The organism is Sphingomonas sp. GW821-FHT02B09, from assembly GCF_059421875.1.
This window is the reverse complement of the sequence record NZ_JBWKVV010000001.1, coordinates 924,279-949,826: the sequence shown is the minus strand read 5'-3', so window position 1 is coordinate 949,826 and position 25,548 is coordinate 924,279. Positions and strand designations below refer to the sequence as shown.

23 protein-coding genes are annotated in these 25,548 nt (G+C 70.1%); 11 read left to right on the top strand and 12 right to left on the bottom strand.

Annotated features, from left to right (window positions below; genetic code table 11):
- Positions 1-123 precede the first annotated feature (123 nt).
- The 7 genes from AC07U4_RS04350 (at position 124) to trxA (ending at position 11,604) form a co-directional block, all read left to right on the top strand.
- The gene (locus AC07U4_RS04350; protein ID WP_495194564.1) at positions 124-2,475 is read left to right on the top strand and encodes a sensor histidine kinase; all 2,352 of its coding nucleotides are present in this window, start codon (positions 124-126) and stop codon (positions 2,473-2,475) included.
- Positions 2,476-2,692: 217 nt separating this feature from the next.
- Positions 2,693-3,139 (top strand): tRNA (adenosine(37)-N6)-threonylcarbamoyltransferase complex ATPase subunit type 1 TsaE, encoded by a 447-nt coding sequence (gene tsaE / locus AC07U4_RS04345; protein ID WP_495194563.1) that lies wholly within the window; start codon positions 2,693-2,695, stop codon positions 3,137-3,139.
- Positions 3,136-4,101, top strand: a complete 966-nt coding sequence (locus tag AC07U4_RS04340; RefSeq protein WP_495195011.1) for an aminoglycoside phosphotransferase family protein — start codon at positions 3,136-3,138, stop codon at positions 4,099-4,101. The genes tsaE and AC07U4_RS04340 overlap by 4 nt, the downstream gene beginning before the upstream one ends.
- Positions 4,098-4,853, top strand: coding sequence for a nucleotidyltransferase family protein (locus AC07U4_RS04335; RefSeq protein WP_038660155.1), 756 nt, complete (start codon positions 4,098-4,100; stop codon positions 4,851-4,853). Before AC07U4_RS04340 ends, AC07U4_RS04335 begins: the two co-directional genes overlap by 4 nt.
- Complete coding sequence (gene addB, locus AC07U4_RS04330; RefSeq protein WP_495194562.1) at positions 4,846-7,812, top strand: double-strand break repair protein AddB; 2,967 nt, start codon at positions 4,846-4,848, stop codon at positions 7,810-7,812. Before AC07U4_RS04335 ends, addB begins: the two co-directional genes overlap by 8 nt.
- A complete protein-coding gene (gene addA, locus AC07U4_RS04325) occupies positions 7,799-11,221 on the top strand; it encodes a double-strand break repair helicase AddA (RefSeq protein WP_495194561.1) in 3,423 nt (1,140 codons plus the stop codon). The genes addB and addA overlap by 14 nt, the downstream gene beginning before the upstream one ends.
- Before the next feature lie 59 nt (positions 11,222-11,280).
- Positions 11,281-11,604, top strand: a complete 324-nt coding sequence (trxA, locus tag AC07U4_RS04320; protein WP_038660146.1) for a thioredoxin TrxA — start codon at positions 11,281-11,283, stop codon at positions 11,602-11,604.
- A 106-nt stretch (positions 11,605-11,710) separates the two neighbouring features.
- Here trxA and AC07U4_RS04315 read toward each other — a convergent pair whose 3' ends face one another.
- Entirely contained in the window at positions 11,711-12,508 is a 798-nt protein-coding gene (locus AC07U4_RS04315; protein ID WP_495194560.1) for an inositol monophosphatase family protein, read from the bottom strand.
- A gap of 1 nt (position 12,509) precedes the next feature.
- Positions 12,510-13,736, bottom strand: coding sequence for a bifunctional glutamate N-acetyltransferase/amino-acid acetyltransferase ArgJ (argJ, locus tag AC07U4_RS04310; protein WP_495194559.1), 1,227 nt, complete (start codon positions 13,734-13,736; stop codon positions 12,510-12,512).
- Positions 13,737-13,834: 98 nt separating this feature from the next.
- Between argJ and AC07U4_RS04305 the strand changes: the two genes are divergently transcribed.
- The 4 genes from AC07U4_RS04305 to secA all read left to right on the top strand — a co-directional run bounded on the left by AC07U4_RS04305 (position 13,835) and on the right by secA (position 17,635).
- Positions 13,835-14,116, top strand: coding sequence for a type II toxin-antitoxin system Phd/YefM family antitoxin (locus AC07U4_RS04305; RefSeq protein WP_495194558.1), 282 nt, complete (start codon positions 13,835-13,837; stop codon positions 14,114-14,116).
- Complete coding sequence (locus tag AC07U4_RS04300; RefSeq protein WP_495194557.1) at positions 14,079-14,474, top strand: type II toxin-antitoxin system VapC family toxin; 396 nt, start codon at positions 14,079-14,081, stop codon at positions 14,472-14,474. The genes AC07U4_RS04305 and AC07U4_RS04300 overlap by 38 nt, the downstream gene beginning before the upstream one ends.
- A gap of 55 nt (positions 14,475-14,529) precedes the next feature.
- Entirely contained in the window at positions 14,530-14,787 is a 258-nt protein-coding gene (locus AC07U4_RS04295) for a hypothetical protein (protein WP_495194556.1), read from the top strand.
- Positions 14,788-14,887: 100 nt separating this feature from the next.
- Entirely contained in the window at positions 14,888-17,635 is a 2,748-nt protein-coding gene (secA, locus tag AC07U4_RS04290; protein WP_495194555.1) for a preprotein translocase subunit SecA, read from the top strand.
- 181 nt (positions 17,636-17,816) lie between these two features.
- Here secA and AC07U4_RS04285 read toward each other — a convergent pair whose 3' ends face one another.
- The 10 genes from AC07U4_RS04285 to mdcA all read right to left on the bottom strand — a co-directional run bounded on the left by AC07U4_RS04285 (position 17,817) and on the right by mdcA (position 25,540).
- Positions 17,817-18,413 carry a CC0125/CC1285 family lipoprotein gene (locus AC07U4_RS04285; protein WP_038660133.1) on the bottom strand — a complete coding sequence of 199 codons (597 nt, stop codon included), beginning with the start codon at positions 18,411-18,413 and terminating at the stop codon, positions 17,817-17,819.
- A gap of 112 nt (positions 18,414-18,525) precedes the next feature.
- Positions 18,526-18,942 carry a secondary thiamine-phosphate synthase enzyme YjbQ gene (locus AC07U4_RS04280; protein ID WP_038660130.1) on the bottom strand — a complete coding sequence of 139 codons (417 nt, stop codon included), beginning with the start codon at positions 18,940-18,942 and terminating at the stop codon, positions 18,526-18,528.
- Between the two features lie 47 nt (positions 18,943-18,989).
- Positions 18,990-19,187: a hypothetical protein gene (locus tag AC07U4_RS04275; protein WP_038660127.1), complete on the bottom strand. Its 198-nt coding sequence runs from the start codon at positions 19,185-19,187 to the stop codon at positions 18,990-18,992.
- A 419-nt stretch (positions 19,188-19,606) separates the two neighbouring features.
- On the bottom strand, positions 19,607-20,527 hold the full coding sequence (locus AC07U4_RS04270) for an ACP S-malonyltransferase (RefSeq protein WP_495194554.1): 921 nt from the start codon (positions 20,525-20,527) through the stop codon (positions 19,607-19,609).
- Positions 20,524-21,357: a triphosphoribosyl-dephospho-CoA synthase MdcB gene (gene mdcB / locus AC07U4_RS04265; protein WP_495194553.1), complete on the bottom strand. Its 834-nt coding sequence runs from the start codon at positions 21,355-21,357 to the stop codon at positions 20,524-20,526. The genes AC07U4_RS04270 and mdcB overlap by 4 nt, the downstream gene beginning before the upstream one ends.
- A complete protein-coding gene (mdcG, locus tag AC07U4_RS04260) occupies positions 21,354-21,971 on the bottom strand; it encodes a malonate decarboxylase holo-[acyl-carrier-protein] synthase (RefSeq protein WP_495194552.1) in 618 nt (205 codons plus the stop codon). The genes mdcB and mdcG overlap by 4 nt, the downstream gene beginning before the upstream one ends.
- Positions 21,964-22,677, bottom strand: a complete 714-nt coding sequence (locus AC07U4_RS04255) for a biotin-independent malonate decarboxylase subunit gamma (RefSeq protein WP_495194551.1) — start codon at positions 22,675-22,677, stop codon at positions 21,964-21,966. Before AC07U4_RS04255 ends, mdcG begins: the two co-directional genes overlap by 8 nt.
- Positions 22,664-23,566, bottom strand: a complete 903-nt coding sequence (locus AC07U4_RS04250) for a biotin-independent malonate decarboxylase subunit beta (RefSeq protein WP_495194550.1) — start codon at positions 23,564-23,566, stop codon at positions 22,664-22,666. Before AC07U4_RS04250 ends, AC07U4_RS04255 begins: the two co-directional genes overlap by 14 nt.
- Positions 23,563-23,880, bottom strand: a complete 318-nt coding sequence (gene mdcC / locus AC07U4_RS04245; protein ID WP_038660098.1) for a malonate decarboxylase acyl carrier protein — start codon at positions 23,878-23,880, stop codon at positions 23,563-23,565. The genes AC07U4_RS04250 and mdcC overlap by 4 nt, the downstream gene beginning before the upstream one ends.
- 13 nt (positions 23,881-23,893) lie before the next feature.
- Positions 23,894-25,540: a malonate decarboxylase subunit alpha gene (mdcA, locus tag AC07U4_RS04240; RefSeq protein ID WP_495194549.1), complete on the bottom strand. Its 1,647-nt coding sequence runs from the start codon at positions 25,538-25,540 to the stop codon at positions 23,894-23,896.
- Positions 25,541-25,548: the final 8 nt, after the last annotated feature.

Here is a 25,548-nt window from a genome sequence, read left to right as displayed (position 1 = left end):
GCCGCCTTTTTCTTTGCACGCGCCCCGGCGGAGACGCTGCCACCAACTCTCATTGCTGCTGCCGTAGGTTGCGTTCTACACTCGGGCCGTGCACGCCGTGTCGGGCGTGACGAGGGGTAAGCGTTGATCCAGCTTTCGGTGATGGCGGCAGTCCTGTGTGGCGCGGTGCTGGCGGCGCTGGTCGCCGCCGGCGGCTTCGCGCTGTTCGTCGGCTGGCGGCTGCGCGGCGAGGCCGCCGCGGTGATCGCGCGCAGCCGCGAGGCCGAGGTGTTGCGCAGCGTCTCGCCGGCGATGGCGATGCTGGTGCGCGCCGATGGGCGAATCGAGATGCCGCCGCGACTGGTGGAATGGCTGGGACTGTCCGTCGCGCCGCGCTTCCTGGGCGATCTTGCCGCGGAAGGGGCGGGGCTGCCCGCCGAGGAGGCCGAGGCGCTCGCCACCGACGTGCAGGCGGCGCAGCGCGCGGGACGCGGCTTCGTCCGGGCGCTGCATCCGATCGGCTCGGGCCGGGCGATCACGATCCGCGGCAGCCGTGCGCCGGGCGAACTCGGCGCGACCGGGGCGGTGGTCATCTGGACGCTCGACGCCACCGACAGCGAGGCGGAGATCACGCATTTGCGCGATCAGGTCGAGCAATTGTCGATCGCCTTCGAGGCGCTGACCGGGCTGATCGAGGCGGCGCCGTTGCCGATGTGGTATCGCAGCGGCGACATGCGGTTGGCGATGGTCAACAGCGCCTATGTCCGCGCGGTCGACGGCGTCGACGCCGCCGACGTCATCGGTCGCCAGCTCGAGCTGGTCGAGGGATCGGGGCGCGGCGGTCCGCGCGCCGGCGCCCATGCCGCGCGGGCATCGGGAGCGCCGCAACGCGAGGTCCTGCCCGCGACCATCGGTGGCGAGCGCCGCTCGCTCGAAGTGCACGACGTGCCCTTGCCGACCGGCGGGGTGGCGAGCTTCGCGGTCGACATCGAGGACCTCGAACAGTCGCGCGCGGGCGCCAAGCGCTTCGCCGACGCGCAGCGCGCCCTGCTCGACCGCCTCTCGGCCGGTGTCGCGCAATTCGGCCCCGACCGCGGCCTCGTCTTCTGCAACCAGCCGTTCCGGCGGATGTTCGCGATGCGCGCCGAATGGCTCGCCGATCGGCCCGAATTCGACCGCGTGCTCGAACGGATGCGCGAGGCGAGCCGCGTGCCCGAGGTGCGCGACTTCCCGAGCTGGAAGGCGGAACGGCGCGGCTGGTTCGTCCCCGGCGAGACGGCGAGCGAGGAGAATTGGCATCTGCCCGGCGGCACCCATCTGCGCGTCGTCGCGCAGCCGCTGCCCGACGGCGGCCTGCTGACGATCTTCGAGGACCGTACCGAGGAGGTGCAGCTCGCCAGCGCGCGCGACACGCTGCTGCGCGTGCGCACCGCCACCTTCGACAATCTGTTCGAGGCGCTGGCGGTGTTCGCCGCCGATGGCAAGTTGCAGCTCTGGAACAACCGCTTGCGCGCGGTCTGGGGGTTCGAGGAGGAATTCCTCGCCGGTCATCCGCGCGTTGATGCCTTCGCGGCCGCGGCGGCGTCGAAGCTCGCGACGCCCAATCGCGCCGCGCTGATCCCCGAGCTGGTCCGCTCCGCCACCACCGAACGCCAGCAGCGCGGCGGCCGCGTCGCCTTCGCCGACGGACGGCATTTCGCCTTTGCCGCGGTGCCGTTGCCCGACGGCAATGCGTTGCTGACGATGCTCGACATCACCGATAGCCGGCGCGCCGAGCAGGCGTTGCGCGACCGCGCCAATGCGCTGGAGGCGGCGGATCGCGTCAAGACGCAATTCGTCGCCAATATGAGCTACGAATTGCGCACCCCGCTGACCTCGATCAGCGGCTTCGCCGAGATGCTGCACGCGGGATTCGCCGGCAAGCTGACCGCGGACGCGGACGGCTATGTCGAGGCGATCCTGCAATCGGTCGAGCGGCTCGGGCTGCTGATCGACGACGTGCTCGATCTGACGCAGGGCGGCGACGATGCCGAGATCGAGCGGGTCGACGTCGACCTCGCCGCCACCTCGCGCGCCGCGGCGGAGACGATCCGGCCCGCGGCGAAGCGGCGCAAGCTCGACTTCGCGGTTGAGCTGGCGCGCTCGACCGGCCGGGTGCGCGGCGATCCCAAGCGGCTGAAGGAAGTGGTCGAGCATCTGCTGCGCCATGCGGTCGCCTCGACGCCGGAAGGCGGGCGCATCCTGCTGCACGCCGACGGCAGCGCGACGGGCGCGCGGATCGTCGTCTCCGACAATGGGTTCGGCATGGATGCGGAGAGTATCGCGCGTGCGTTCGACCGGTTCGGCGAGCCCGGCATGCAACCGACCGGCGAGCGTGCGCTGGGGCTGGGCCTGCCGCTCGCGCGCCAATTCGTCGAGGCGCATGGTGGGCGGATCGAGCTGGTCTCGCAGCCCGGCGAGGGCACGCTGGTGACGGTGGAGTTGCCGCGGCGATGAGGGGGCTGGGCGTGAGCACGACCGGCATCCGGTTTGCCGATCCGGCCGCGATGGAAGCGTTCGATGCGTCGTTTGCGGCTACCGTGTTCCTGCGAACGCAGGAACCCAGGGCCAAGCAGAGCAACGGGTGGCGGGTCGCGGGACTCCTGGGCTCCTGCGTTCGCAGGAGCACGGTGGAGTGGCGTACGACCCGGCTCGGTGCATTCCGGAGGTCGGCATGACCGGTATCCGGCTTGCCGATCCCGCCGCTACCGAGGCGTTCGGCGCCTCGCTCGCCGCGCGCGTCCGGCTCGGGGACGTCATCACGCTGCAAGGGGATCTCGGCATGGGCAAGACGAGCGTCGCGCGCGGCCTGCTCGCCGCGCTCGGCCTCGCCGGCGAGGCGCCGAGCCCCAGCTTCGCGATCGTCCAGCCCTATGAGCCGCCCGAGGTCCGTCTGCCGGTGCTGCACGTCGATCTCTACCGGATCGAGGATGCGGAGGAACTGGAGGAACTCGGGCTCGCCGAGGCGCTGACCGATACGCTGCTGCTGGTCGAATGGCCCGAGCGGGCGCCGGGCTATTGGCCGCAGGCGCTGGCGCTCACCTTGCAACCGGGGCCGGACGGCGGACGGATCTTGACAGCGGACGTCCCGGCGTCATGGAAGCCGCGATGGCCGATATGACCCCGCCCGCCGGCGCGCCGGCGTTCCTCGCTACGCATGGCTGGTCGGGGGACATATCCCCCGTCGCCGGCGACGCCTCGTTCCGCCGCTATTTCCGCGTCGCCAGCGCCGGGCGCAGCGCGATCCTGATGGACGCGCCGCCGCCGCACGAGGACCCGCGGCCGTTCATCCGCATCGCGCAATGGCTGACCGACCACGGCTTCGCCGCGCCCGCGATCCACGCCGCCGACCTTTCGCAGGGCCTCGTCCTGCTGGAGGATTTCGGCGACGTGCGGCTGCGCGAGACCGCCGATGCCGGCGAGGCGGCGGCGTTGCCGCATTATGCCGCGGCGATCGACCTGCTGGTGGCGCTGCGCGCGCATCCCGCCGGCGACCTGCCGCCATATGACCGCGCGGTGCTGCATCGCGAGGCGGGGCTGTTCGTCGACTGGTATTGCCCCGCGGTCGGGCTCACCGTCGACGAGCCGGGTTATCGCGCCGCCTGGGACGCGGTGTTCGACCACGCGCTGACCGAGTCGCCCGTCACCGTGCTGCGCGATTATCATGCCGAGAATCTGATGCTGGTCGGCGCGGAGCGGCGGCTCGGGCTGCTCGACTTCCAGGACGCGCTCGCCGGTCATCCCGCCTATGATCTCGTGTCGCTGCTGCAGGACGCGCGGCGCGACGTCGATCCGATGCTGGAGGCGGCGATGCTGACGCGCTACCGGAGCGCGACGGGGGCGGGCGACGATTTCCTCGCCGCCTATCACGTGCTCGGCGCGCAGCGGAACGCCAAGATCATCGGCATCTTCACCCGGCTGTGGAAGCGCGACGGCAAGCCGCGCTATCCGACCTTATGCCCGCGCGTCTGGCGCTATCTGGAGCGCGACCTGGCGCAACCGGCCCTGGCACCGGTGGCGCGCTGGTTCGATGCCAACGTGCCGCCTGCCTTGCGCGGCGATCCGGCGGCGTTGAGCGCATGACGCGGCAGCGCATCCTGCGTCCCGATCCCGGCGGCGTCGTGCCGGCCACGGCGATGGTGATGGCCGCGGGGCTCGGCAAGCGGATGCGGCCGCTGACCGCGACACGGCCCAAGCCGTTGGTCGAGGTCGCGGGCAAGCCGCTGATCGATCACGTTTTCGACCGGCTCGCCGCCGCCGGGGTGCAACGCGCCGTGGTCAACGTCCATTATCTCGCCGATACGCTCGAGGCGCATGTCACCAACCGCGACGACGGCATCGCGGTGGCGATCAGCGACGAGCGCGCGCAATTGATGGAGACCGGCGGCGGATTGGTGCAGGCGCGCGGCCTGCTCGGCGACGATCCGGTGCTGGTGATCAACAGCGACAATCTGTGGTTCGACGGACCGGTCGACACGCTGAAATTGCTCGCGTCGCGCTGGGACGATGCGACGATGGACGCCTTGCTGCTGGTGGTGCCCTATGCGCGTGCCAACAACCATCGGGGGCAGGGCGATTTCCGCATCGGCGCGGACGGCCGGATCATCGCGCGGCGCAAGGCGGCGACGGTCGCGCCCTTCGTCTATACCGGCATCCAGATTCTCCATCCGCGCCTGTTGCGCGACTGGCCGGAGGGGCCGTTCTCCACCAACCTGTTCTGGAACCGCGCGATCGAGGCGGGGCGCGCCTATGCGCAGGTCCATCAGGGGCTGTGGTTCGACGTCGGCACGCCCGCGGCGATCCCGAAGACCGAAGCGCTGATCGCCAATGGCTGAGGCGCGCAGGCCGCAGCTCTATTCGATTCCCTCGCACAAGGCGTTCGCCGACACGCTCGTCGCCGGGTTGCTGCGGCGGGCGGGGGGCGATGCGATGACATTGGCCCGCGGGCTGGTGCTGCTGCCCAACAATCGTGCGGTGCGCGCGGTGACGAGCGCCTTCGTCCGCGCGAGCGGTGGCGGGTTGCTGCTGCCGCGGCTGGTGACGCTCGGCAGCCCCGATCTCGGCGAGGCGGTCGGCGCGGCGCTTGATCCGGCGGACGAAGGCGCACCGCCGCCGCCCGCGGTCGCGCCGATGCAGCGGCGGATGATCCTCGCCCGGCTCGTCTTCGAGGAGCGCGCGCGCGCCGGTGCGGCGATCGACGCGGCGGAGGCGGTGCGCCTCGCGGGCGAGCTCTGCCATACGCTCGACCAGTTGCTGGTCGAGGAGGTGCCGCCGACGGCGCTGCGCGATATCGACCTCGCCCCCGAACTGACCGAACATTGGCAGCGCGCATTGTCGACCTTCACGATCGTGCTCGAACGCTGGCCCGCGGAACTGGCGCGGCTCGGGCTGATCGACGCAGCGACGCGGCGGCGGATGCTGCTCGACCGGGTCGCCGAGCGGTGGCGCCAGCAACCGCCGCAGGGGATCGTCTGCGCGGCGGGCGTCACTGATCCGGCGCCGGCGGTGGCGCGGCTGCTGCGCTGCGTCGCCGAGGCGCCGCAGGGCATGACGGTGTTCGCGGGGCTCGACCTGGCGATGCCGCAGGAGGAATGGGATGCGCTCGGGCCGCACCGGCCCGATCCCGTCACCGGCCACATCCGCCGCTCGCTCGAGACGCATCCGCAATATCACCTCAAGCTGATGCTGGAGCGGATGAGCGTCGGCCGCGGCGAGGTGGCCAATTGGCCCGGCACCGCGGGGCCGGATGCCGGCGCGGTGCGCGGGCGGGCGATCGCCAACGCACTCGCGCCCGCCGCCTTCACCGGCAAATGGACCGAGCTGAAGGCGGAGGACCGCCGGCTGACCGGCGTCGCCGCGGCCGAGCTGGCGACGCCGGCCGAGGAGGCACAGACGATCGCGCTCGCGCTGCGCGGCGCGCTGGAGGAAGAGGGGCGGACCGCGGCCTTGGTCACGCCCGACCGTGCGCTGGCGCGACGGGTGGCGGTGCATCTGCGCCGCTGGGGGATCGAGGCCAACGATTCGGCGGGGCGGCCCTTGTCGATCCTGCCGCCGGGGACGCTGCTGCTCGCGCTCGCCGAGGCGGCGGCGCAGCGTTTCGCGCCGATGGCGTTGCTCGCGCTGCTCAAACATCCGCTGGTCCGCAACGTGCCGGGCGACCGCGCCATCCGCGGCGCGTGGCTCGACGGCGTGCGCGGACTCGACCGTGGCCTGCGCGGGCCGCGACCGGCGGCGGGGCTCGACGGGATCATGGGCCATCTGATGACCAACAAACGCGATCGCGCCGCGGCGTGGTTCGCCGAGCCGGTCGGGTTGCTCAAGCCGATCGAACTGGTCTTCGAACAGGGTATGCAGCCGCTGCCGGCCTTGCTCGCGGTGCTGCGCGAGACGGCGCAGGCGCTGTGCGGCGACGATCTGTGGTCGGGGCCGGCGGGGCGTGCTGCCGCGGAGTTTCTCGACGCGCTCGAAGCCGATGCGCCCGCCGGGCCGCCGCGGATCGCGCCCGATGGACTGGCGCCACTGCTGCGCGGGTTGCTCGACGAGGTCGCGGTGCGGCCGGGGTCGGGCGTCGGCCATCCACGTATCGCCATCTATGGCCTGATCGAGGCGCGGTTGCAGACCGCCGACCTGATGGTGCTCGGCGGGCTCAACGAGGGCGTGTGGCCGGGGCGACCGGCGCCCGACCCGTGGCTGGCGCCGCGCATCCGCGCGACGTTGGGATTGCCGGGGCTGGAGCGCGCGGTCGGCGTCGCGGCGCATGAATTCGGCCAAGCGCTCGGCGCGCCGCAGGCGATCGTGACGCGGGCGCGCCGCGATGCCGCCTCGCCGGCGCTCGCGTCGCGATTGTGGCTGCGCCTGCAGGCGATGGCGGGCGAGCGCTTCGTCCGCGCCCACGATCTCGAACGCTGGGCGCATGCGCTCGACGATCCGCGCGAGCATCTCCCCGCCGACCGGCCGGCGCCGCTGCCCGATCCGGCGCGCCGCCCCAAGGCGATTTCGGTCACCGAGATCGACCGGCTCAAGGCCGACCCTTACGCCTTCTACGCGCGGCGGGTGCTCGGGCTGATGCCGCTCGAACCGGTCGATGCCGATCCGAGCGCGGCGTGGCGCGGCACCGCGGTACACGACATCCTCGAACAATGGTGGAAGCTCGACCGTTGCGCCGCCGACGCATTGCTGCCGCGCGCGACCGCGATGCTCGACGACGAGCGGACGCATCCGATGATGCGCGCGCTGTGGCGGCCGCGGCTGGTCGAGGCGATCGACTGGATCGCCAAGACGGTCGCCGCGCAGGACGCCGAAGGCCGCAAGGTCGCCTCGGCGGAGGGCAAGGGGCATATCGAGGTGGCGGGGGTGAAGCTGTCCGGCCGCTACGACCGCGTCGATCGCCTGCCCGACGGCAGCCTCGCGATCGTCGACTATAAGACTGGCAAGCCGCCGTCCGCCGCCGCGGTCAAGGCCGGCTACAGCCTCCAGCTCGGCCTGCTCGGCGCGATCGCCGAGCGTGGCGGGTTCGGCGACATCTCGGGCCGTGCGGGCGGTTTCGAATATTGGTCGCTCGGCAAGAAGCGCGATCAGTTCGGCTATATCGAATCCCCGGTCGACGCCGAGGGCAAGCGCGACCGGATCGTCACCACCGACTTCACCACGATCGCGATGAGCAACTTCATCGAGGCGGCAGGCCATTGGCTGACCGGCAATGCGCCGTTCACCGCCAAGCTCGTGCCGGAATATGCGCCTTATGCCGAATATGACCAACTGATGCGTCGGGACGAATGGTATGGCCGGGACTGACCTCGCCACTTTGCCGCGGCTGAAGGGCGCACAGGCGGCGGCGAGCGATCCGCGCGCGCACGTCTGGCTCTCCGCCTCCGCCGGCACCGGCAAGACGCAGGTGCTCGCCGCGCGCGTGTTCCGGCTGCTGCTGGGCGGTACCCAGCCGGCCGCGATCCTGTGCCTGACCTTCACCAAGGCGGGCGCGGCGGAGATGGCGCAGCGGATCAGCAACCGGCTCGCCGCCTGGGTCCGGATGCCGGGGCCGCAGCTCGCCGCCGATCTCGAAGCGCTCGGCGAGCGCGCGACGCCCGACTTGCAGGCGCGCGCGCGCACCTTGTTCGCCGGCGTGCTCGACGCGCCGGGCGGCGGCCTGCGCATCCAGACGATCCACGGCTTCTGCCAGAGCCTGCTCGCCGCCTTTCCGGTCGAGGCGGGGCTGACCCCCGGCTTCCGTCCGCTCGAAGCGCGCGAGGAGGCGGTGCTGGCGCGCGAGACGCTGGCGGCGCTGCTGGTCGAGGCGGAGCGCGACGGCCGCGTCCGACCGATCGAGACGATCGGCGCGCTGTCGTTGCGCCTAGGCGAGGGCGGGGCGGAGAGCTTCCTGCTCGCCTGCGCGCGCTCGCTGATCGCGCTGGAGGCGCTGCCGAGCGGCATCCAGCCGTGGCTGCGCCGCACGCTCGAGTTGCCGCAGGGCGATATCGGCGAGGCGCTGGCGTCCGGCTGCGACGCGATCGACGTCGAACTGGTGGAGCGGCTGGCGGCGGCGAACAAGGCGTGGGGCGCGGCGACGGGCCTCGGCCATGCCGAGACGCTCGACCGCTGGCTCGCCGCCGCGCCCGAGGCGCGTGCGGCGACCTTGCAGGAGCTGGCCGGCGTGGTGCTGACCGGCAAGAACGAGCCGCGCAAGGCGTCGAAGAAGCTGGTCGATGCCGAACCCGATTATCCCGAACTCGCCGCGGCGCTCGGCGACCATTGCCTCGATCTGCTGTCGCTGACGCAACGCGCGGCCTATGCCGATCTGCTCGCCGATGCGCTCGACGTCGGGCGTGACTATGCCCGCGCCTATGCCGCAGCGAAGCGGCGCAGCGGCGCGGTCGATTTCGACGATCTGATCGGCGTGACGGTGCGGCTGCTCGAACAACCCGGCATCGGCGAATGGGTGCGCTACAAGTTGGATCAGGCGACCGAGCATGTGCTGATCGACGAGGCGCAGGACACCAACCTCAACCAATGGCGGATCGTGACCGCGCTGGCGGGCGAGTTCTTCGTCGGCCGCGGCGTCCATGCGCCCTCGACGCGCACGCTGTTCACCGTCGGCGATTTCAAACAGGCGATCTTCGGCTTCCAGGGCACCGACCCGATCAACTTCCGCTGGGCGGAGGGCCATTTCGCCACCCGCGCCGCCGAGGTGGAGGGGACCGAGGACTGGCCCGAGTCCGAACGCGGCCTGCCGTTCCAGCGCCTGTCGCTGACCCATTCCTTCCGCTCGACGCGGCCGATTCTCGAATTCGTCGATGCCGCGGTCGCGGCGGCGGGCGAGCCGGGCCTCGGCGCGATCGGCGCGCTGGAGGATCATGCCAGCGAGGTGCCCGGCCCCGGCACGGTCGAGCTATGGCCGCCGGTGGTGGCGGGCGGCAGCGACGAGGACGAGGAAGCGTGGATCGACGACGCCGTCCGCGAACAGGCGGTGCGGATCGCGCGCGCGGTGCGCGACTGGATCGACGGCGGGCTGATGCTGGAGAGCAAGGGGCGGCCGCTGCGCCCCGAGGATGTGATGATCCTCGTCAAGCGGCGCGGCGATCTCGCATCGCTGATCGTCGCGCGCCTCTATGCCGAGGGCGTACCGGTGGCTGGCGTCGACCGGTTGCGGCTCAACGCGCCGCTGGCGGTGCAGGATCTGCTCGCCGCGGTGCGCTTCGCGTTGCAGCCGGAGGACGATCTGTCGCTGGCGTCGCTGCTGGTATCGCCGCTGATCGGCTGGACGCAGGACGAATTGATGCACGCCGCGCCGCGCGATCACGGCAGCCTGTGGCGGCATCTGACGCTCACCCAGTCGGACGAACGGCTGGCGCCGCTCCGCTCGATGCTGCTGCGTGCAGATATCGCCACGCCCTATCAGTTCCTCGAAGAGCTGTTGTCCGGTCCGCTCGACGGACGGCGCAAGCTGCTGCGCCGGCTGGGTGCCGAGGCGCGCGATCCGATCGAGGAATTACTCAACGCCGCGCTCGCCTTCGAGACGACCTCGACGCCGTCGATGCAGCGTTTCCTCGACTGGTTCGATCGTGGCGATGTCGAGATCGTCCGCGATCCTTCCGCGCCGCTCGACGCGGTGCGGGTGATGACCGCGCATGGCGCCAAGGGCTTGCAGGCGCCTTTGGTGATCCTCGCCGACGCGACGGTCGATCCGACCGCCGCGCCTCGCGCGCTGGTGCGCTGGTCGCCCGAGCCCGGCGCGCAGCCGATCCCGATCTTCCGCCCGCGCTCCGCCGAGCGCGGTGGGCCGCTCGACGTGGCGATCGGCGAGGTCGAGCGGCGCGAGCTGGAGGAACATTGGCGGCTGTTCTACGTCGCCGCGACCCGCGCCGAGGAACGGCTGGTGATCGGCGGTGCGCTCGGCCCGCGCGCCAAGGGCGAGCCGCCGGTGGCGAGCTGGTATGCCGCCGCGTCGCGCGCCTTCGATGCGCTGGGCGTCGCGGGGGAGGGGCCGCGCGTCTTCACCGGCCGGATCGTGCAGGCCCCGGTCAAACCGCGTGCCGCCGCCAAGGTCGAGCGCGTCGAGACCGTCGTCCTGCCCGACTGGGCGCAGCGCCCCGCGCCGATCGAAAGCCGGCCGTCGCGGCCGCTCGCGCCATCCGCGATCGGCGAGGACGAGGTCAGCGATCCGCCGCCCGGCCCGGCGCTACGCGCCGCCGCGGAGCGCGGGCGGCTGTTCCACGCGCTGTTCGAGCGTCTTCCGGCGGTCGCACCCGAGGCGCGCGCCGCCAGTGCCGAACGCTGGCTCGCCACCGCGGGCGGCGTCACCGACCCTGCGGTACGCGCGGAGATCGCCGCCGGCGTGCTCGCCGTGCTCGACGATGGGCGTTTCGTCGACCTGTTCGGCGGCGACGCGCTCACCGAGGCGCCGATCGCCGCGACGCTCGCCAACGGCCTCGTCGTGTCGGGGACGGTCGACCGGCTGCTGATCGCGCCGGATCATATCCGCGTCGTCGACTTCAAGACCGGCCGGCGCGTGCCGGACGCTGTCGCGGACATCCCGCTTTATCACCTCGATCAGATGGCGGCCTATGCCGCCGCGCTCGCCACCATCTTTCCCGAACGGCGGATCGAGGCGGCGTTGCTCTATACGAGCGGCCCCCGGCTGTTCGCGCTCGACCCGGCGCTGCTCGACGCGCACAAGCCGCGCTTTCGCCTCCGGGAGCAAAGCTAGGGCGCCGACGGTTGAGCCGGGGTCCGCGCCATCCTAGATGGGCTGCAAAGGAGATTGAAATGGCTACCAAGGCGATTACCGACGCGAGCTTCGACACAGACGTGCTCAAGGCCGACGGTCCGGTGCTGGTCGACTTCTGGGCGGAATGGTGCGGGCCGTGCAAGATGATCGGGCCGAGCCTCGAGGAACTGTCGGAAGAGCTCGGTGAGCAGGTGACGATCGCCAAGCTCAACATCGACGAGAACCCGGATGCGCCGGGCAAATATGGCGTGCGCGGCATCCCGACGATGATCCTGTTCAAGGGCGGCGCCCCGGCGGCGACCAAGGTCGGTGCCGAGCCCAAGGGCCGGCTGAAGGCCTGGCTGGAAGGCGCGCTGGCGTAAGCGATGCAAGTCCCTCCCCTTTGGGGGAGGGGTAGGGTTTGTATCACGGAGGCCTGTTCTTAGTGTCCTCCACCCCAACCCCTCCTCTGAAGAGGAGGGGCTTTTGCTATCCGAACAGCAGCTTCGCCGCTTGGTCCCACAAGGCGGGCGATGCGGCGGCGAGCATGCCGCGGCGCTGATCGCCGACCTGATAGTCCTCGCCATCCGGCCAGCGCACCACGCCGCCCGCCTCGCGCAGGAACAGCGAGCCCGGCGCATGATCCCACGGCAGCGTCTTCTGGAACAAGGCGACGTCGTTCGTCCCCAGCACCAGTCGCGGATATTGCTCCGCCGCGCAGCGCGGCATCGGTGCGACGGTGAACGCGCGCTCGGCGCGGGCGTAGAGTGCCGCGATCTCCGCCTCGCTCATATAATAGGTGGCGAGCACCGCCGACGGGCGCTCGCCGCCGCTCGGCCGCGCCTGCACGCGTACGTCGTCGATATAGGCGCCGCCGCCGCGCACGGCGTGGCAGAGCCGGTCGGCGACCGGATCGAGGATCCACCCCGCCTGCGTCCCGCCATCCTCGACCAGCGCGATCATGATCCCGAAGGTGGCGATGCCGCTCGCGTAATTGTTGGTGCCGTCGATCGGGTCGATGATCCACACCCGGCCGTGCTCGATGCCGTCGACCAGCGACGCATCCGCCGCGACCGCTTCCTCGCCGACGACGCGGATGCCGGGATCGAGCGCCGCCAGCCCCGCGGTCAGCGCCGCCTCGCTCTCGCGATCGGCGACGGTCACCATATCGTCGGCGGCCTTCTCCTCGATCTCGTCGGCGGCGAGATTGCGGAAGCGCGGCAGGACGATCTCCGCCGCCACCCGGCGCATCAGGGTGACGACCGAGTCGTGGTGCGGATGATGCATGTCAGCTCCGATAGTCGGCGTTGATCGAGATATAGCCGTGGGTGAGGTCGCAGGTCCAAACCGTCGCCACGCCGTCGCCGAGTCCGAGATCGACGCCGACCTCGATCTCCTGCCCCTTCAGATGCGCGGCGACCGGCGCCTCGTCATAGCCTTCGACCGCCAGCCCCTCGCGCGCGACCTGCGTCTCGCCAAAGCGGATCGACAATTTGTCGCGCTCGGCGGGCTCGCCGGCCTTGCCGACCGCCATGACGACGCGGCCCCAATTGGCGTCCTCGCCCGCGATCGCGGTCTTCACCAGCGGCGAATTGGCGATCGACTTGGCGATGCGATGCGCCGAGGCGTCGCTTTCCGCGCCGGTGACCGCGATCTCGATCAGCTTGGTCGCGCCCTCGCCGTCGCGCACGACCAGCAGCGCGAGCTGCGCGCAGAGGTCGGCGAGCGCCGCGGCGAAGGCGTCCGCACCGTCGCTGTCGGCATCGCCGAGCGGCGCATTGCCGGCCGCGCCGGTGGCGAAGGCGAGCACCGTGTCGCTGGTCGAGGTGTCGCCGTCGACAGTAATGCACGAGAAGGTGTTGCGGTTGGCGGCGTTGAGCGCGGCCTGCAGGAAGCCGGGCGTCACCGCCGCATCGGTGAAGACGAAGCCGAGCATCGTCGCCATGTCCGGCGCGATCATCCCCGAACCCTTGATGATGCCGACCAACGTCACCGTGCGACCATCGACGATGGCGGTCGTCATCGCACCCTTGGGATAGGTGTCGGTGGTGCCGATCGTCTCCGCCGCGGCGCGCCAGTCGCACGGCGTCGCCGCGAAGGCGGCGTCGAGCCCGGCCTCTGCCTTGTCGATCGGCAGCGGCACGCCGATCACCCCGGTCGAGGCGACGAACACGTCCGATGGCTGGCAACCGAGATGCTGCGCGGTGCGCGCCGCGATCGCCTCGACGGCAGCGCGGCCGCGATGGCCGGTGAAGGCGTTCGAATTGCCCGCGTTGACCACCAGCGCGCGCGCCGTGCCGAGGGTCAGCGCCTTGCGGCACCATTCGACCTCGGGCGAAGGGCATTTGCTCTGCGTGACGACGCCGGCGACGCTGGTCCCTTCGGCGAGCGTGACGAAGGTGAGATCGCAGCGGTCCCACGTCTTGTAGCGCGCGCGAGCGACGTGCGGCACCACGCCGGCGATCGCGGGCAGGGCGGGGAAGGGGGTGGCGAGCGGGGAGATGGACGAAGACATGGCGCTGCCATAGGCTGCTTCCAAGACAGGGCAAAGACGGATGATCGACGAACCCTCGCATGCTTGACCACCGGCACGTGCCGCGCCACCTATAGGTCATGGCGATGCACGTCCCTATCGGTGAGGCGAAGGCGCGGCTTCCGGAGCTGATCGCGGCGGCGATGCGTGGTGAGGATGTCGTGCTCGATAGTGTCGACGCACCCCAGGTTCGCCTCGTGATGGTCCCGCCGTCCGATGTGGAGCAACGTGCCGCGAAGCGGCGGTCCGCGATCGGGATGTTTGCAGATCTCGTCGGGGATCGTGACATCGACATCCGCTCTCTAAAGGCGGACGATCGTTGGAATGAACATTACGGGCGCAAATTTGGCGATCCTGATTGATACGCAGGCGCTCGTCTGGATCGCTACCCGTAGTCCGCGGCTCAGTTTGGCGGCGACGGCTGCGATCACCGATGGTGCTACGCCGCTGTGCATCAGTGCGGTAACCGCATATGAATTTGCCGATCTGAACCGCCGCGGCAGGTTTGGCGCTGATCTTCCGTTGGATTCGCTCGTCGCCCGCCTCGATGCCGAGATACTCGAATATCCGGCATCCGCGTGGCGGATCGTAGATACGCTGCCAGACCTGCACCGCGATCCGGTGGATCGCATGCTAATCGCCCATGCGCTGCATCTCGATGCGACGTTGGTCACCGCGGACGTCACGATGCGTCGCTATCCGGTACGTTGCTTGTGGTAATACAGCCGCTTCGCATGTGGACGCCCGCGGACCTTGTCCTTATGGCGAGGCTGCGATGAATTTGCTGCTGCTCCTGTCCGCGCTGCTGTCCGCCCTTACCGGCGGTGGTTCGGCGATGCGTACGCCGGCGGCAGCGCATGCGGTCGCGAGTGCGGCGGCCGTGGTCGAAGCGCAGGTGCGCCCCGCGGCCGTCGCCAGCCGGCCGCAACAGGCGCTGCCGACGCTGGTCGCGTCCGCGGCCTGGGGCCTCGCCGCCGCCGCTCCGGCCGTAGCGCCGGGCGAACCGCTCTACGCGCGCCGCCGGCGCGAATAGCGCCCGTCGCAGCCCGGCTGCGACCCACATCTTCGTGACCAACGACGCTGCGCGCCCCCGCATCCCTGGGGCCGCGCGCGCTTATCCAGGAACCATCCCTATGTTCGGCGGCTTCGCTAAATCGCTCTTCGGCTCGTCCAACGACCGCTACGTCAAATCGCTCAACCCGATCGTCCAGAAGATCGCCGCGTTCGAGCCGACGCTCCAGGCGCTCTCCGACGAGCAGCTCGCCGCGCAGACCGCCAAGTTCCGCGAGCAGCTCGCCAATGGCGCCAAGCTCGACGACCTGCTGCCCGAAGCGTTCGCGACGGTGCGCGAATCGGCGGTGCGCGTGCTCGGCATGCGCCATTTCGACGTGCAGATGATCGGCGGCATCGTCCTCCACCGCGGCGAGATTGCCGAGATGCGCACCGGCGAGGGCAAGACGCTCGTCGCGACGCTGGCGACCTATCTCAACGCGCTGCCCGGCGACGGCGTCCACGTCATCACCGTCAACGACTATCTCGCCGCGCGCGACGCCGAGTGGATGGGCCAGGTCTATCGCTTCCTCGGCCTGACCGTCGGCACGATCATCCCCAACCTCACCGACGAACAGCGTCGCGCCGCCTACAACAGCGACATCACCTACGGCACCAACAACGAATTCGGCTTCGACTATCTGCGCGACAACATGAAGTACGAGCGCAGCTCGATGGTGCAGCGTGCCTTCAGCATGGCGATCGTCGACGAGGTCGATTCGGTGCTGATCGACGAGGCGCGCACCCCGCTCATCATCTCCGGCCCGACCGACGACAAGTCGGAGCTGTACATGAGCGTCGACGCGATCGTGAAGCAGCTCGAGGCCGACGATTACGAGAAGGACGAGAAGCAGAAGTCGATCATCCTGACCGAAAGCGGCACCGAGCGGATCGAGCGGATGCTCGAGGCGGCGGGCCTGCTGGAGGGCGCCAACCTCTACGATTTCGAGAACACGCAGGTCGTCCACCACGTCAACCAATCGCTGCGCGCGAACATGATGTTCAAGGCGGACACCGATTACATCGTCAAGGATGGCAAGGTCATCATCATCGACGAATTCACCGGCCGCATGATGGACGGGCGCCGCTGGTCCGACGGCCTGCACCAGGCAGTCGAGGCGAAGGAGGGCGTGACGATCGAGCCCGAGAACCAGACGATGGCGTCGATCACCTTCCAGAATTATTTCCGCATGTACCCGAAGCTGTCGGGCATGACCGGCACCGCGGCGACCGAGGCGGCGGAATTCTACGACATCTACAAGATGAACGTCGTCACTATCCCAACCAACGTCGGCGTCCGCCGCGTCGACGAGGAGGACGAATTCTACAAGGACACCACCGACAAGTTCCGCGCGATCGCCAAGAAGATCCGCGAACATGCCGCGCTCGGCCAGCCGGTGCTGGTCGGCACCGTGTCGATCGAGAAGTCCGAGCTGCTCAGCGAATTCCTCACGCAGGAGGGCGTCGATCACAAGGTGCTCAACGCGCGCTACCACGAGATGGAGGCGCATATCGTCGCGCAGGCCGGTCGCAAGGCGGCGGTGACGATCGCCACCAACATGGCGGGCCGCGGCACCGACATCAAACTCGGCGGCAACCTCGAATTCCGCATGCTCGACGAGCATCCCGATCTCGTCGAGGGCACGCCCGAATATGAGACGGAGGCGGCACGGATCCGTGCCGAGATCGAGGTGGAGAAGCAGGAGGTGCTCGCCGCCGGCGGTCTGTTCGTGCTCGGCACCGAGCGGCACGAGAGCCGCCGCATCGACAACCAGCTCCGCGGCCGTTCGGGTCGTCAGGGCGATCCCGGCCTGTCGCGCTTCTACCTCAGCCTCGACGACGATCTGCTCCGCATCTTCGGCCCGGACACCTTGTTCGCCAAGATGATGCGCAACAATATCGAGGACGGCGAGGCGATCGGCAGCAAGTGGCTGTCGAAGGCGATCGAGACCGCGCAGAAGAAGGTTGAGGCGCGCAACTACGACATCCGCAAGCAGGTCGTCGAATATGACGACGTGATGAACGACCAGCGCAAGGTCATCTACGAACAGCGTGCCGACATCATGGACGCCGATGCGGTCGGCGATGTGGTCAGCGACATGCGCACCGAGACGGTCAACGTCATCGTCGGCGGCGCCTGCCCGCCCAACTCCTATCCCGAGCAATGGGATATCGCGGGGATGAAGGCGGGGCTGACCGAGATCCTCAATCTCGACCTGCCGGTCGACGACTGGCTGACCGAAGAGGCGATCGATCCCGAGATCGTTGAGGAGCGCGTCCGCGAGGCCGCCGATGCGGCGATCGCCACCAAGGCCGCCGAGCTCGAGCCGGAGACCTGGACACAGGTCGAGAAGTCGATCCTGCTCCAGAACCTCGATCATCACTGGAAGGAGCATCTCGCGACGCTCGACGCGCTGCGTCAGGTCGTCCACCTGCGCGCCTATGCGCAGAAGACGCCGATCAACGAGTATAAGCAGGAGGCGTTCTCGCTGTTCCAGCGCATGCTCGACTCGATCCGCGAGGACGTCACCAAGACGATCGCGCACGCACAATTCCAGATGCAGGAAGCACCCGACCTGCCCGAGCTGCCCGATTTCATTACGACGCACTTCGACCCGTTCACCGGCGAGGACAATTCGAACGATATCGATGCCGGGACGCTGGGCCGGATCACGACGCAGATCCCGCCGCTGCAGATGATGCAGCCGGATGCGGAGGCGATCCTCGGCGACAATCCGGAACATTGGGAAGGCCGCGTCAACCGCAACGCGCCATGCCCGTGCGGCTCGGGCCGAAAATATAAGCATTGCCACGGTGCCGTCACCGCCTGACGCTCCGGCGGCATTCCCACCCCCCGTCACCCCGGCCTTGCGCCGGGGTCCCGCTTCGTCTCCGCGACGGCTGACGAAGCGGGATGCCGGAGCGCACGGCAGCCGTCGCTGTCACCATCTCACGAAAAAGGCCGGATCACCGCAAGGTGACCCGGCCTTTTGTCGTTACGCGAACGGCACGTTACTTCGGCAGAACCACCGTCGGGCCGATGCTGTCGACCACCGCGCGGGCGTTGAACGCGCGCAGATTGTCGCGCGGGATCGGTCCCTTGCGCATCACGATCTCCGCGGTTGCCTCGTAGCGGTCGATCGTGCGGATGTCGAAATCGTTGCCCCACGGGCCGCCGCCGAAGCCGCCGCCGAACCACGGGTCCCAGCTGCGCCAGCCGAAACCGCGGCCGTAATAGCGCCACGACGGACCCCAATAGCCGCCGAAGCCGCCATAGCCCCAGCCGCCGCCGACTCCGGGCGTGCTGTACGTGCGCGACTGCAAATCGGTGTCGCGATTGGCCATGACGAAATAATCATAGCCGTTCTGCAGCGTCAGTTCGGCGGCGCGGAACAGCAGATAGCGTTCCACCGTATCGCGCGAGGTGACGCTGTTGCCGGCGAAGCTGACGAGATAGCGGTCGGGTTCGATCCGGCGATCGCTGTAGCCGGTGCGGTTGAAGCCCTGCCCGGTGGCGGGGCGATAGGTGGTCTCGGTCGCGCAGCCGGCGACCATCAGCGTGGAGGCAGCGAGTGCCGCGACCACGGCCTTGCGGCCCAGATGACTCATGACTCCAATACTCCATTCGCTCGCGGATGCGGCGAACCGTGCCGCCTATACATCGTCCGAGTGGAACGAGCGATGAACGACTTGGCTCCCGTCTGCAACGCTTCGCCGCGGTTCACGCGCCGATCAGGTGCAGCGCCAGGCTGCGCCGATGCGGACTGGTGCGATGTTCGAACAGATAGATGCCCTGCCACGTCCCCAGCGCAGGCGCGCCCTCGATGACCGGGATCGACAGCTGCACGCCGGTCAGTGCGGTGCGGAGATGCGCGGGCATGTCGTCCGGCCCCTCGTCGTCATGTTCATAATCGCGGCTTTCCGGCGCGAGGCGGGCGAAATAGGCCTCCATGTCGCGGCGCACCGCCGGCGCGGCATTTTCCTGGATCACGAGCGACGCCGACGTATGCCGGCAGAAAACCGTGAGCAGCCCGGTATCGATGTCCTGCGCCGCCACCCAGCGGATGACCTCGCCAGTCACCTCCAGCAGGCCCTGCCGCCGCGTCTCGACGCTCAAGGTAGTCGTGGCTTGCCGCATGTCAGCTCCCGTTCCGGTTCGGGCCACGCGGCCCGGCCGCCGCCCGCTCAGGCAAGCTTGGCGATCTCGGCGGCGTTGAGCGTGCGGCGGAGGTTGGGCTCGGGCCCCTCGAGCACGAGATAGGCCGACTCGCGTGCCGTCGAGTCGAGGCGCAGCCAGCGGTCGAGGCATTCGCGCACCGATGCGCGCCAGGGCTGGTGAATCGAGGCGACGAGCTGGGCGGTAACGGGGCAGGGCGAATCCACGATGAGGTCCTGTGCCAGGGTGGTGCGGTAGCGACCATCCTAGACCCAATTCGCGACGCATGCATTAACGCTGGTGACCCCGCCGCCGCGGGGCGGCGTTTATTCCGGTCTGGTCATCTTACGCTTGTCGGCCAGCGCGATGAAGACAGGCGTGGTCAGCAGCGCGAGACCGAGGGCGCCGATCGCGACTTCCAGGAAGATCATCATGCATCTCTCTCCGGCGGGAACGTGTCGTTCCTCATTCGGCTGGATGATGTCGCGTTCGCCATAGGGGTGCAAGTGCTATTATTGCCGGTGTATTTGGTGCGCTGCAATATAATTGCTTGGGATGACTGCTCCGACACATTCCTTATAGCGAAGATGGCACGTTCGCTGACCGGACGGGCGGCCGCCGCCCGATCGCCTATCTGCCGTAACGCTCACCGATCATGACGGACCAGCCAGTCTCGCACCCCTTGCAGGGTTCGGAACTGATCGACGGCACGGACGTGCGCGTCGGGTATCGCCGCGGATGCCATCTCGGCGAGGGCGGAGCCCGGGCCGAGGTCGAGGACCTGATCGACGCCGCGCTCGGCCAAAGCGTCGAGCAGCGCGGCCCAGTCGATCGTCGTCATGACCTGTCCGGCGAGGCCCGCAATGGCGCGGGCGGGCAGGCTGACGAGGCTCTGGTCCGTCGCGGTCATCAAGCGGAGCGTCGGCCGGGCCATCGCGATGGAACCCAGCATTTGCGAAAATGGCGCGACGGCGGCGGCGAGACGCGGCGTGTGCGAGGCGACGTGAACCGGCAGCGGGGCGGCGCTGACCGCACCATCGGCGAGTGCCGCCGCGCATAATGCTATGATAGCGTCGCGCGTGCCGCCGCAGACGAACAGGCGGCCGGGATTGACGATCGCGACGGCGCAGCCGAACCGGTCGGCCAGCGCGGCGACATCGTCGTGCGGCAGGCCACGGATATAGCCGAGCCCGTCATCCGGCCCGCTCGCGGCGTCCATCGCGACGGCGCGCGCATCGACGACGGCGAAGGTATCCGCCGGCGACCAGACGCGCGCGATCCCCCATGCCGCGATCTCCCCGACGCTATACCCCGCGACGATCGTATCCGCCGGTGCGCCATCCGGAAACAGCGCCTCCGCCACCGCCATCGCGCCGGCGACGCAGACGATCTGGCCGGCGCGATTGGCATGCAGATCGGCGTCCGACGCCGTCCGCACGAAATCGCGGACGTCGGTCCCCAGCGTCGCCGATGCGGCGGCCAGGACCGGGGTCGCGTGATCGGCGACGAGGTCGAACATCGCGCGATGCTGCCGTCCCTGACCCGAACAGAGCAAGGCGAGGCTCACCGCTCGACCGCTGCGACGAACAGCGCCATCGCGAGCAGATCGGCGCAGCCGCCGGGGCTCAGCCGCCGCGCGACGAACGCCGCGTGGATCGCGGCCGCGCGAGCGCGCCAGCCGGCGGCGCCAACCCCGCCATCGGCGAGAAAGGCGCTTGCCTGCCGCTGCGCGAAGGCGAGGCCGGCGGGGCCGCCGCGATAGAGGAGGTTGCTGTCCGCGACCCCGGCGATCAGCGCCATACACGCCTGTACGCGGGCGGCTTCGTCTCCGTCGGCGATCCGGCGCGCGTCGGCGAGCGCGGGCAGGGCGACGTCATAGACGGCGGGGAAGCCGGCCGCCGCTTCGGCGCGCGCGCCGCCCGCGCGATAGCGGCGCGCGACGACGCTGCCATGGCTGTGCAGATCGACGGGGCCGCCGAGAATGCCCGTACCCCAACGCGCCGCGACGATCCGTCCGAGCGGTGCCGCGACGCCGTACCGGGTGCGGAACCCTGCCGCTGCCGCGAGCAGGCCGAGCCCGAAGATCGCGCCGCGATGCGTGTTCACCCCGGCGGTCGCGGCCAGCATCGCTGCCTCCGCCGCCATGCCGATCGTGCGCAGCCGGTCCATGTCGCCCCCGGCCGCCCCGGCGGCGGCGAGATCGGCGAAATAGGGCGCGAGCACGCGGGCGCTACGGCGGAGCAGGTCGGCGTCCATGTCGTCGTGCGCGCCCTGGTCGACGTGGCTGACCAGTCCGGGCTTGGGCCAGGTCTCGACCTCGCGGATCAGGCAGTCTGCGGCGGCGTCGCCGATCGCCGCGGCGCTGCGATCCTCGCCGTGGCGGGCAACGGCGATCATCGGAAGATCGCCGCACGATCGACGAGGCGCGCCGCGTCGGGCGATTTCGCGAGCACGTCGGGCGCGCCCGACCGCCATTCGCGCCATTGCACGGCGGCGCCGTCGGCCGCGACCAGTTCGGCATCAATGCGCATCGGCGCATCGGCGGCGATCACCGCGAGCTGCGCCGCGCGGGCGTCCGCCTCCGCGGCGGTGGCGCAGGCGAGGATGAGGTCGATGTCCGAGCTTTCGCCGAGATAGGCTAGCCCGGTCAGATACTGCCACGCGAGGCTGCCGAAACAGCGCATCGCCGGATCGCACAGCAGCAGCGCGGCGATCGTCACCTGCCATTCGCGCGGCGCGGCGGCGGCCGCGTCGCGGAGCAGCGGCGGCGCCGCGGTGCGCAGGATCGCGTGCGGCGGGCAGCGCAGCGCCACGCGCCGCTTGCCGAGCGCGGGTGGCAGCGGCACGCCGAGCGGCACCGCGTCGCCATCGTCGCACAGCGTGCGCCGGACGATCGCCGGCCGCCCCGCCGCGGCCCAGTCGCGCAGTGCCGCCGGCTCGTCGGCGCCGATCATCGTCGCCCAGGCTTCGGGCGCGACATAAGCGAGCATATGGCGCGGCAGCTCAGCCATGCGCCAGCGCCAGCCGCTCCACCTCCGCCGCAATCGCCGCGGCCTTGGGCCGGCCGCCACGCGCGGCGCCGAGCCTGGCGCGCGCGTCGCCGGCCAGTGGTTCGGCGAGCAGGGCCGCGAGCTGGTACGAGAGCGGCCGGTCCGGGTCCCAGACCGCGGCGATGCCACCCGTGGCGACGATATTGTCGAGCCCCGGCGCGAACACCGGGGTCGCCGCCGCCTTCTCCTCCAGCACCGCGAGCGGCAGCTTGGTGACGCGCGCCATCGACGGCAGGTCCATCACCGCCGGATGCGCGCCGGGCAGCGCGACCAGCGTGTCGCAGGCGAGCGCGGTGGCGATGAACGCGCCCGCCGCGGTGCCGCCATAGAGCAGGCCGATCGTGCGATGGCCGCGCGCCGCCGCCAGCCGCAGCGCCTTGGCGAGATGCGCCAGCGTCTCGCTGAGCCCGAGCAGCTCGTCGCGGCGGCTCATCCGCTGGCTGCCGGAATCGAGCAGGAACAGGATCGGCGCGCCGTCGCCGCGCGCGGCGATGGCGAGCACGTCGCCTGCGAGCGCGACCGCCTCGTCGACGCCGGGAAAGGCGCCGTCGACGATGCCGAGGACATGGATGCGGCCGCCATCGCCGGCGCCGCGCAACAGCGCGCCGGTCGCCGTGACGTCATGGCCGGCGGGGAAAAGCGAGGCGAGGATATCAGCGGGCGTCATCGGCACTCTCCCGGTGGCCGGCGGCAGCGGCGAGGAAATCGTTGGTCGCCAGATCGGGGACGGTCGCCGCATCGGCGATGCCGAGTGCGGTCCACACGTCGCGACCGTCGGGCGCGTCGCCGAAGCGCGCCAGCCGGCGTTCGAGCCGCGCCTGTTCGGCCGCGAGCATGGTGGCGTCCAGCGTCGCGGGGCGAAGCAGCGCGTCCAGCGTCGCAGCACGGAAGGCCGCGGCATCGTCGTCGACGTACAGGTCCACCCCGCCGATCAGATAGCGATGCTTGCCGCCCATCGTCCGCCACACCAGCGCGCGGTCGCGCGAGTCGAATTCCTCGACGCCGCGATTGGTTTCGATCACCTCCGGCCCCGAGACGCTGAGCCGCCCCTGTTCGGAGATGACCAGCGCCGAGCAGCAGCCGGCGATCAGGCTGCCGCCGCCATAGCAGCCGGAGCGCCCGCCGATCAGCCCGACGACGCGTACGCCCGCCAGCCGTGCGTTGAGCACGGCGCGCATGATCTCGGCGATGGCGAGTTCGCCGGCATTGGCCTCCTGCAACCGCACGCCGCCGGTGTCGAAGGCGATCACCACGTCGCGGCGCAGCGTCGCGGCGGCGCGGAGCAGGCCGGTGAGCTTGGCGCCGTGCACCTCGCCGAACGCGCCGCCCATGAAGCGGCCCTCCTGCGCGGCGACCAGTATCGCCTTGCCGTCGATCGTCGCCGCGCCGACCGCGATGCCGTCGTCGAACTGGCGCGGCAGGTCGAAGATCGGCAGGTGCGGGCTGGTCTCGCGCCGCTCGGGACCGACGAACTCGACGAAACTGCCGGGGTCGACCAGCGCGTCGAGGCGTGCGCGGGCGCTTGCCTCATACCAGCTTTGGCGGAGATGGCTCATGCGACCGGCTCCTCGATCAGGCGAATGCCCTGCGCCAGCCGCAGCGCGACGGTATCGGGCCGCGCGCCGCCATCGTTGATCGCGATGCGCAGGCCGCCGCCGCCGCGCGCCGCGACCACGTCGGCGGTCACCGCCGCCCATAGCTCGGCGAAGCCATGCGCCGCGGTCGCGATCTCGATCGTGCAGCGATCGGGTGCGCCGCCGCGTTCGAGCAGCACCTCCAGATTGCCCGAGGCGACGACGCCGACCAGCGCGGTCTGCCGGTCGCCGCCGGCGGCGCGCGGCGCGGCGATATCGTAGCGAAGCGTTTCCATGTCCCGCGTCCCCTTACCAGTTCCGGAACCGGCTCGGCGGCCGGTAGAGCCCACCCGAGGCGAGCATCAGATCCTTGATCGAATGCGCGGCGAGCAGGCTGCGGTCGGCGTCGAGCGGATCGATGCCGAGATCCTGCGGCCGCTGGATGATCCGCCGTTCGCGCAGCCGCTCGACCATCGCCTTGTCGCGGCCGCGGCCGATGTCGGTATAGCCCGCGACGCCGCGGATCGCCTGTTCGCGCTCGTCCTTCGTCCGGCACAGCAGCAGATTGGCGATGCCCTCCTCGGTGACGATATGCGTGACGTCGTCGGCATAGACCATCACCGGCGCCAGATCGAGATCGAGCTTTTCGGCAAGGTCGAGCGCGGCCAGCCGCTCGACGAACATCGGCGTGTTGCCGTCGCCGAACGTCTCGCCGATCTGGACGACCAGCTTGCGCCCACGGCGCAGCGGGGCGGGGCCGTCAGGATCGGCCTCCGCCCCGGCGCGCAGCCAGGGTTCGCTCGGATGCCGCCGCCCGCGCGCGTCCGATCCCATATTGGGCGCGCCGCCAAAACCGGCGATGCGGTTGGCGGTGACGGTCGAGCTATGCCCCATCAGGTCGATCTGCAGCGTCGAGCCGATGAACATGTCGCAGGCATAGAGGCCAGCAGTCTGGCAGAAGGCGCGGTTCGAACGCAGCGAGCCGTCCGGGCCGGTGAAGAAGATATCGGGCCGGGCGCGGAGATAGTCCTCCATGCCGACCTCCGAGCCGAAGCAATGGACCTGCTCGACCCAGCCCGCCTCGATCGCCGGGATCAGCGTCGGATGCGGATTGAGCGCCCAATGCGTGCACACCTTGCCCTTGAGGCCGAGCCGCTCGCCATAGGTCGGCAGCAGCAATTCGATCGCGGCGGTGTTGAAGCCGATGCCGTGGTTGAGCCGGCGGATGCCATAGGGTTCGTACAGCCCCTTGATCGCCAGCATCGCGGTGAGGATCTGCGTCTCGGTGATCGCCGCCGGGTCGCGGGTGAAGAGCGGCTCGACATAGAAGGGCTTGGCGGCGTCGACGATGAAATGGACCTGATCGCCCGGGATATCGACGCGCGGCACCGTGTCGACGATCTCGCCGACCTGCGCGATCACCAGCCCGTTGCCGAAGGTCGTCGCCTCCACCACGGTCGGCGTGTCCTCGGTATTGGGGCCGGTGTAGAGATTGCCGTCGCGGTCGGCGCTGACCGCGGCGATCAGCGCGACCTGCGGCGTCAGGTCGATGAAATAGCGCGCGAACAGTTCGAGATAGGTGTGCACCGCGCCGAGCTCGATCGTGCCGCCGAACAGCATCTTGGCGATCCGCGCCGATTGCGGCCCCGAATAGGAGAAGTCGAGCCGCCGCGCGATGCCGCTGTCGAACAGGTCGAGATGCTCGGGCAGCACCACGCCCGACTGCACCATGTGCAGATCGTGGATGCGCGCCGGATCGACCGCGGCGAGCGCGCGGGCGATGACATCGGCCTGTTTCTGGTTGTCGCCCTCCAGGCAGACGCGGTCGCCGGGACGCAGCACCGCCTCGAGGAACGGCGTCAGGTCGGCGGGGGCGACCAGCTTGCCCGTGGCGAAACGGCTGCCCGCTTCGATCCGCGCCGTGCGCGCCGCTTGTTTGCTGTGCCAGTCGCGCATCGCCCGTC

What these genes read in the sequence shown, in the direction of transcription:
- AC07U4_RS04280 (WP_038660130.1), bottom strand. Translation starts at nt 18,942, where the DNA reads ATGCGGCAAGCCACGACTACCTTGAGCGTCGAGACGCGGCGGCAGGGC.
- AC07U4_RS04315 (WP_495194560.1), bottom strand. Translation starts at nt 12,508, where the DNA reads ATGCATCATCCGCACCACGACTCGGTCGTCACCCTGATGCGCCGGGTG.
- AC07U4_RS04295 (WP_495194556.1), top strand. Translation starts at nt 14,530, where the DNA reads ATGAATTTGCTGCTGCTCCTGTCCGCGCTGCTGTCCGCCCTTACCGGC.
- mdcG (WP_495194552.1), bottom strand. Translation starts at nt 21,971, where the DNA reads ATGGCTGAGCTGCCGCGCCATATGCTCGCTTATGTCGCGCCCGAAGCC.
- secA (WP_495194555.1), top strand. Translation starts at nt 14,888, where the DNA reads ATGTTCGGCGGCTTCGCTAAATCGCTCTTCGGCTCGTCCAACGACCGC.
- tsaE (WP_495194563.1), top strand. Translation starts at nt 2,693, where the DNA reads ATGACCGGTATCCGGCTTGCCGATCCCGCCGCTACCGAGGCGTTCGGC.
- AC07U4_RS04335 (WP_038660155.1), top strand. Translation starts at nt 4,098, where the DNA reads ATGACGCGGCAGCGCATCCTGCGTCCCGATCCCGGCGGCGTCGTGCCG.
- mdcA (WP_495194549.1), bottom strand. Translation starts at nt 25,540, where the DNA reads ATGCGCGACTGGCACAGCAAACAAGCGGCGCGCACGGCGCGGATCGAA.
- addA (WP_495194561.1), top strand. Translation starts at nt 7,799, where the DNA reads ATGGCCGGGACTGACCTCGCCACTTTGCCGCGGCTGAAGGGCGCACAG.
- mdcB (WP_495194553.1), bottom strand. Translation starts at nt 21,357, where the DNA reads ATGATCGCCGTTGCCCGCCACGGCGAGGATCGCAGCGCCGCGGCGATC.
- AC07U4_RS04250 (WP_495194550.1), bottom strand. Translation starts at nt 23,566, where the DNA reads ATGAGCCATCTCCGCCAAAGCTGGTATGAGGCAAGCGCCCGCGCACGC.
- mdcC (WP_038660098.1), bottom strand. Translation starts at nt 23,880, where the DNA reads ATGGAAACGCTTCGCTACGATATCGCCGCGCCGCGCGCCGCCGGCGGC.
- trxA (WP_038660146.1), top strand. Translation starts at nt 11,281, where the DNA reads ATGGCTACCAAGGCGATTACCGACGCGAGCTTCGACACAGACGTGCTC.
- AC07U4_RS04305 (WP_495194558.1), top strand. Translation starts at nt 13,835, where the DNA reads ATGGCGATGCACGTCCCTATCGGTGAGGCGAAGGCGCGGCTTCCGGAG.
- AC07U4_RS04255 (WP_495194551.1), bottom strand. Translation starts at nt 22,677, where the DNA reads ATGACGCCCGCTGATATCCTCGCCTCGCTTTTCCCCGCCGGCCATGAC.
- argJ (WP_495194559.1), bottom strand. Translation starts at nt 13,736, where the DNA reads ATGTCTTCGTCCATCTCCCCGCTCGCCACCCCCTTCCCCGCCCTGCCC.
- AC07U4_RS04300 (WP_495194557.1), top strand. Translation starts at nt 14,079, where the DNA reads ATGAACATTACGGGCGCAAATTTGGCGATCCTGATTGATACGCAGGCG.
- AC07U4_RS04285 (WP_038660133.1), bottom strand. Translation starts at nt 18,413, where the DNA reads ATGAGTCATCTGGGCCGCAAGGCCGTGGTCGCGGCACTCGCTGCCTCC.
- AC07U4_RS04340 (WP_495195011.1), top strand. Translation starts at nt 3,136, where the DNA reads ATGACCCCGCCCGCCGGCGCGCCGGCGTTCCTCGCTACGCATGGCTGG.
- addB (WP_495194562.1), top strand. Translation starts at nt 4,846, where the DNA reads ATGGCTGAGGCGCGCAGGCCGCAGCTCTATTCGATTCCCTCGCACAAG.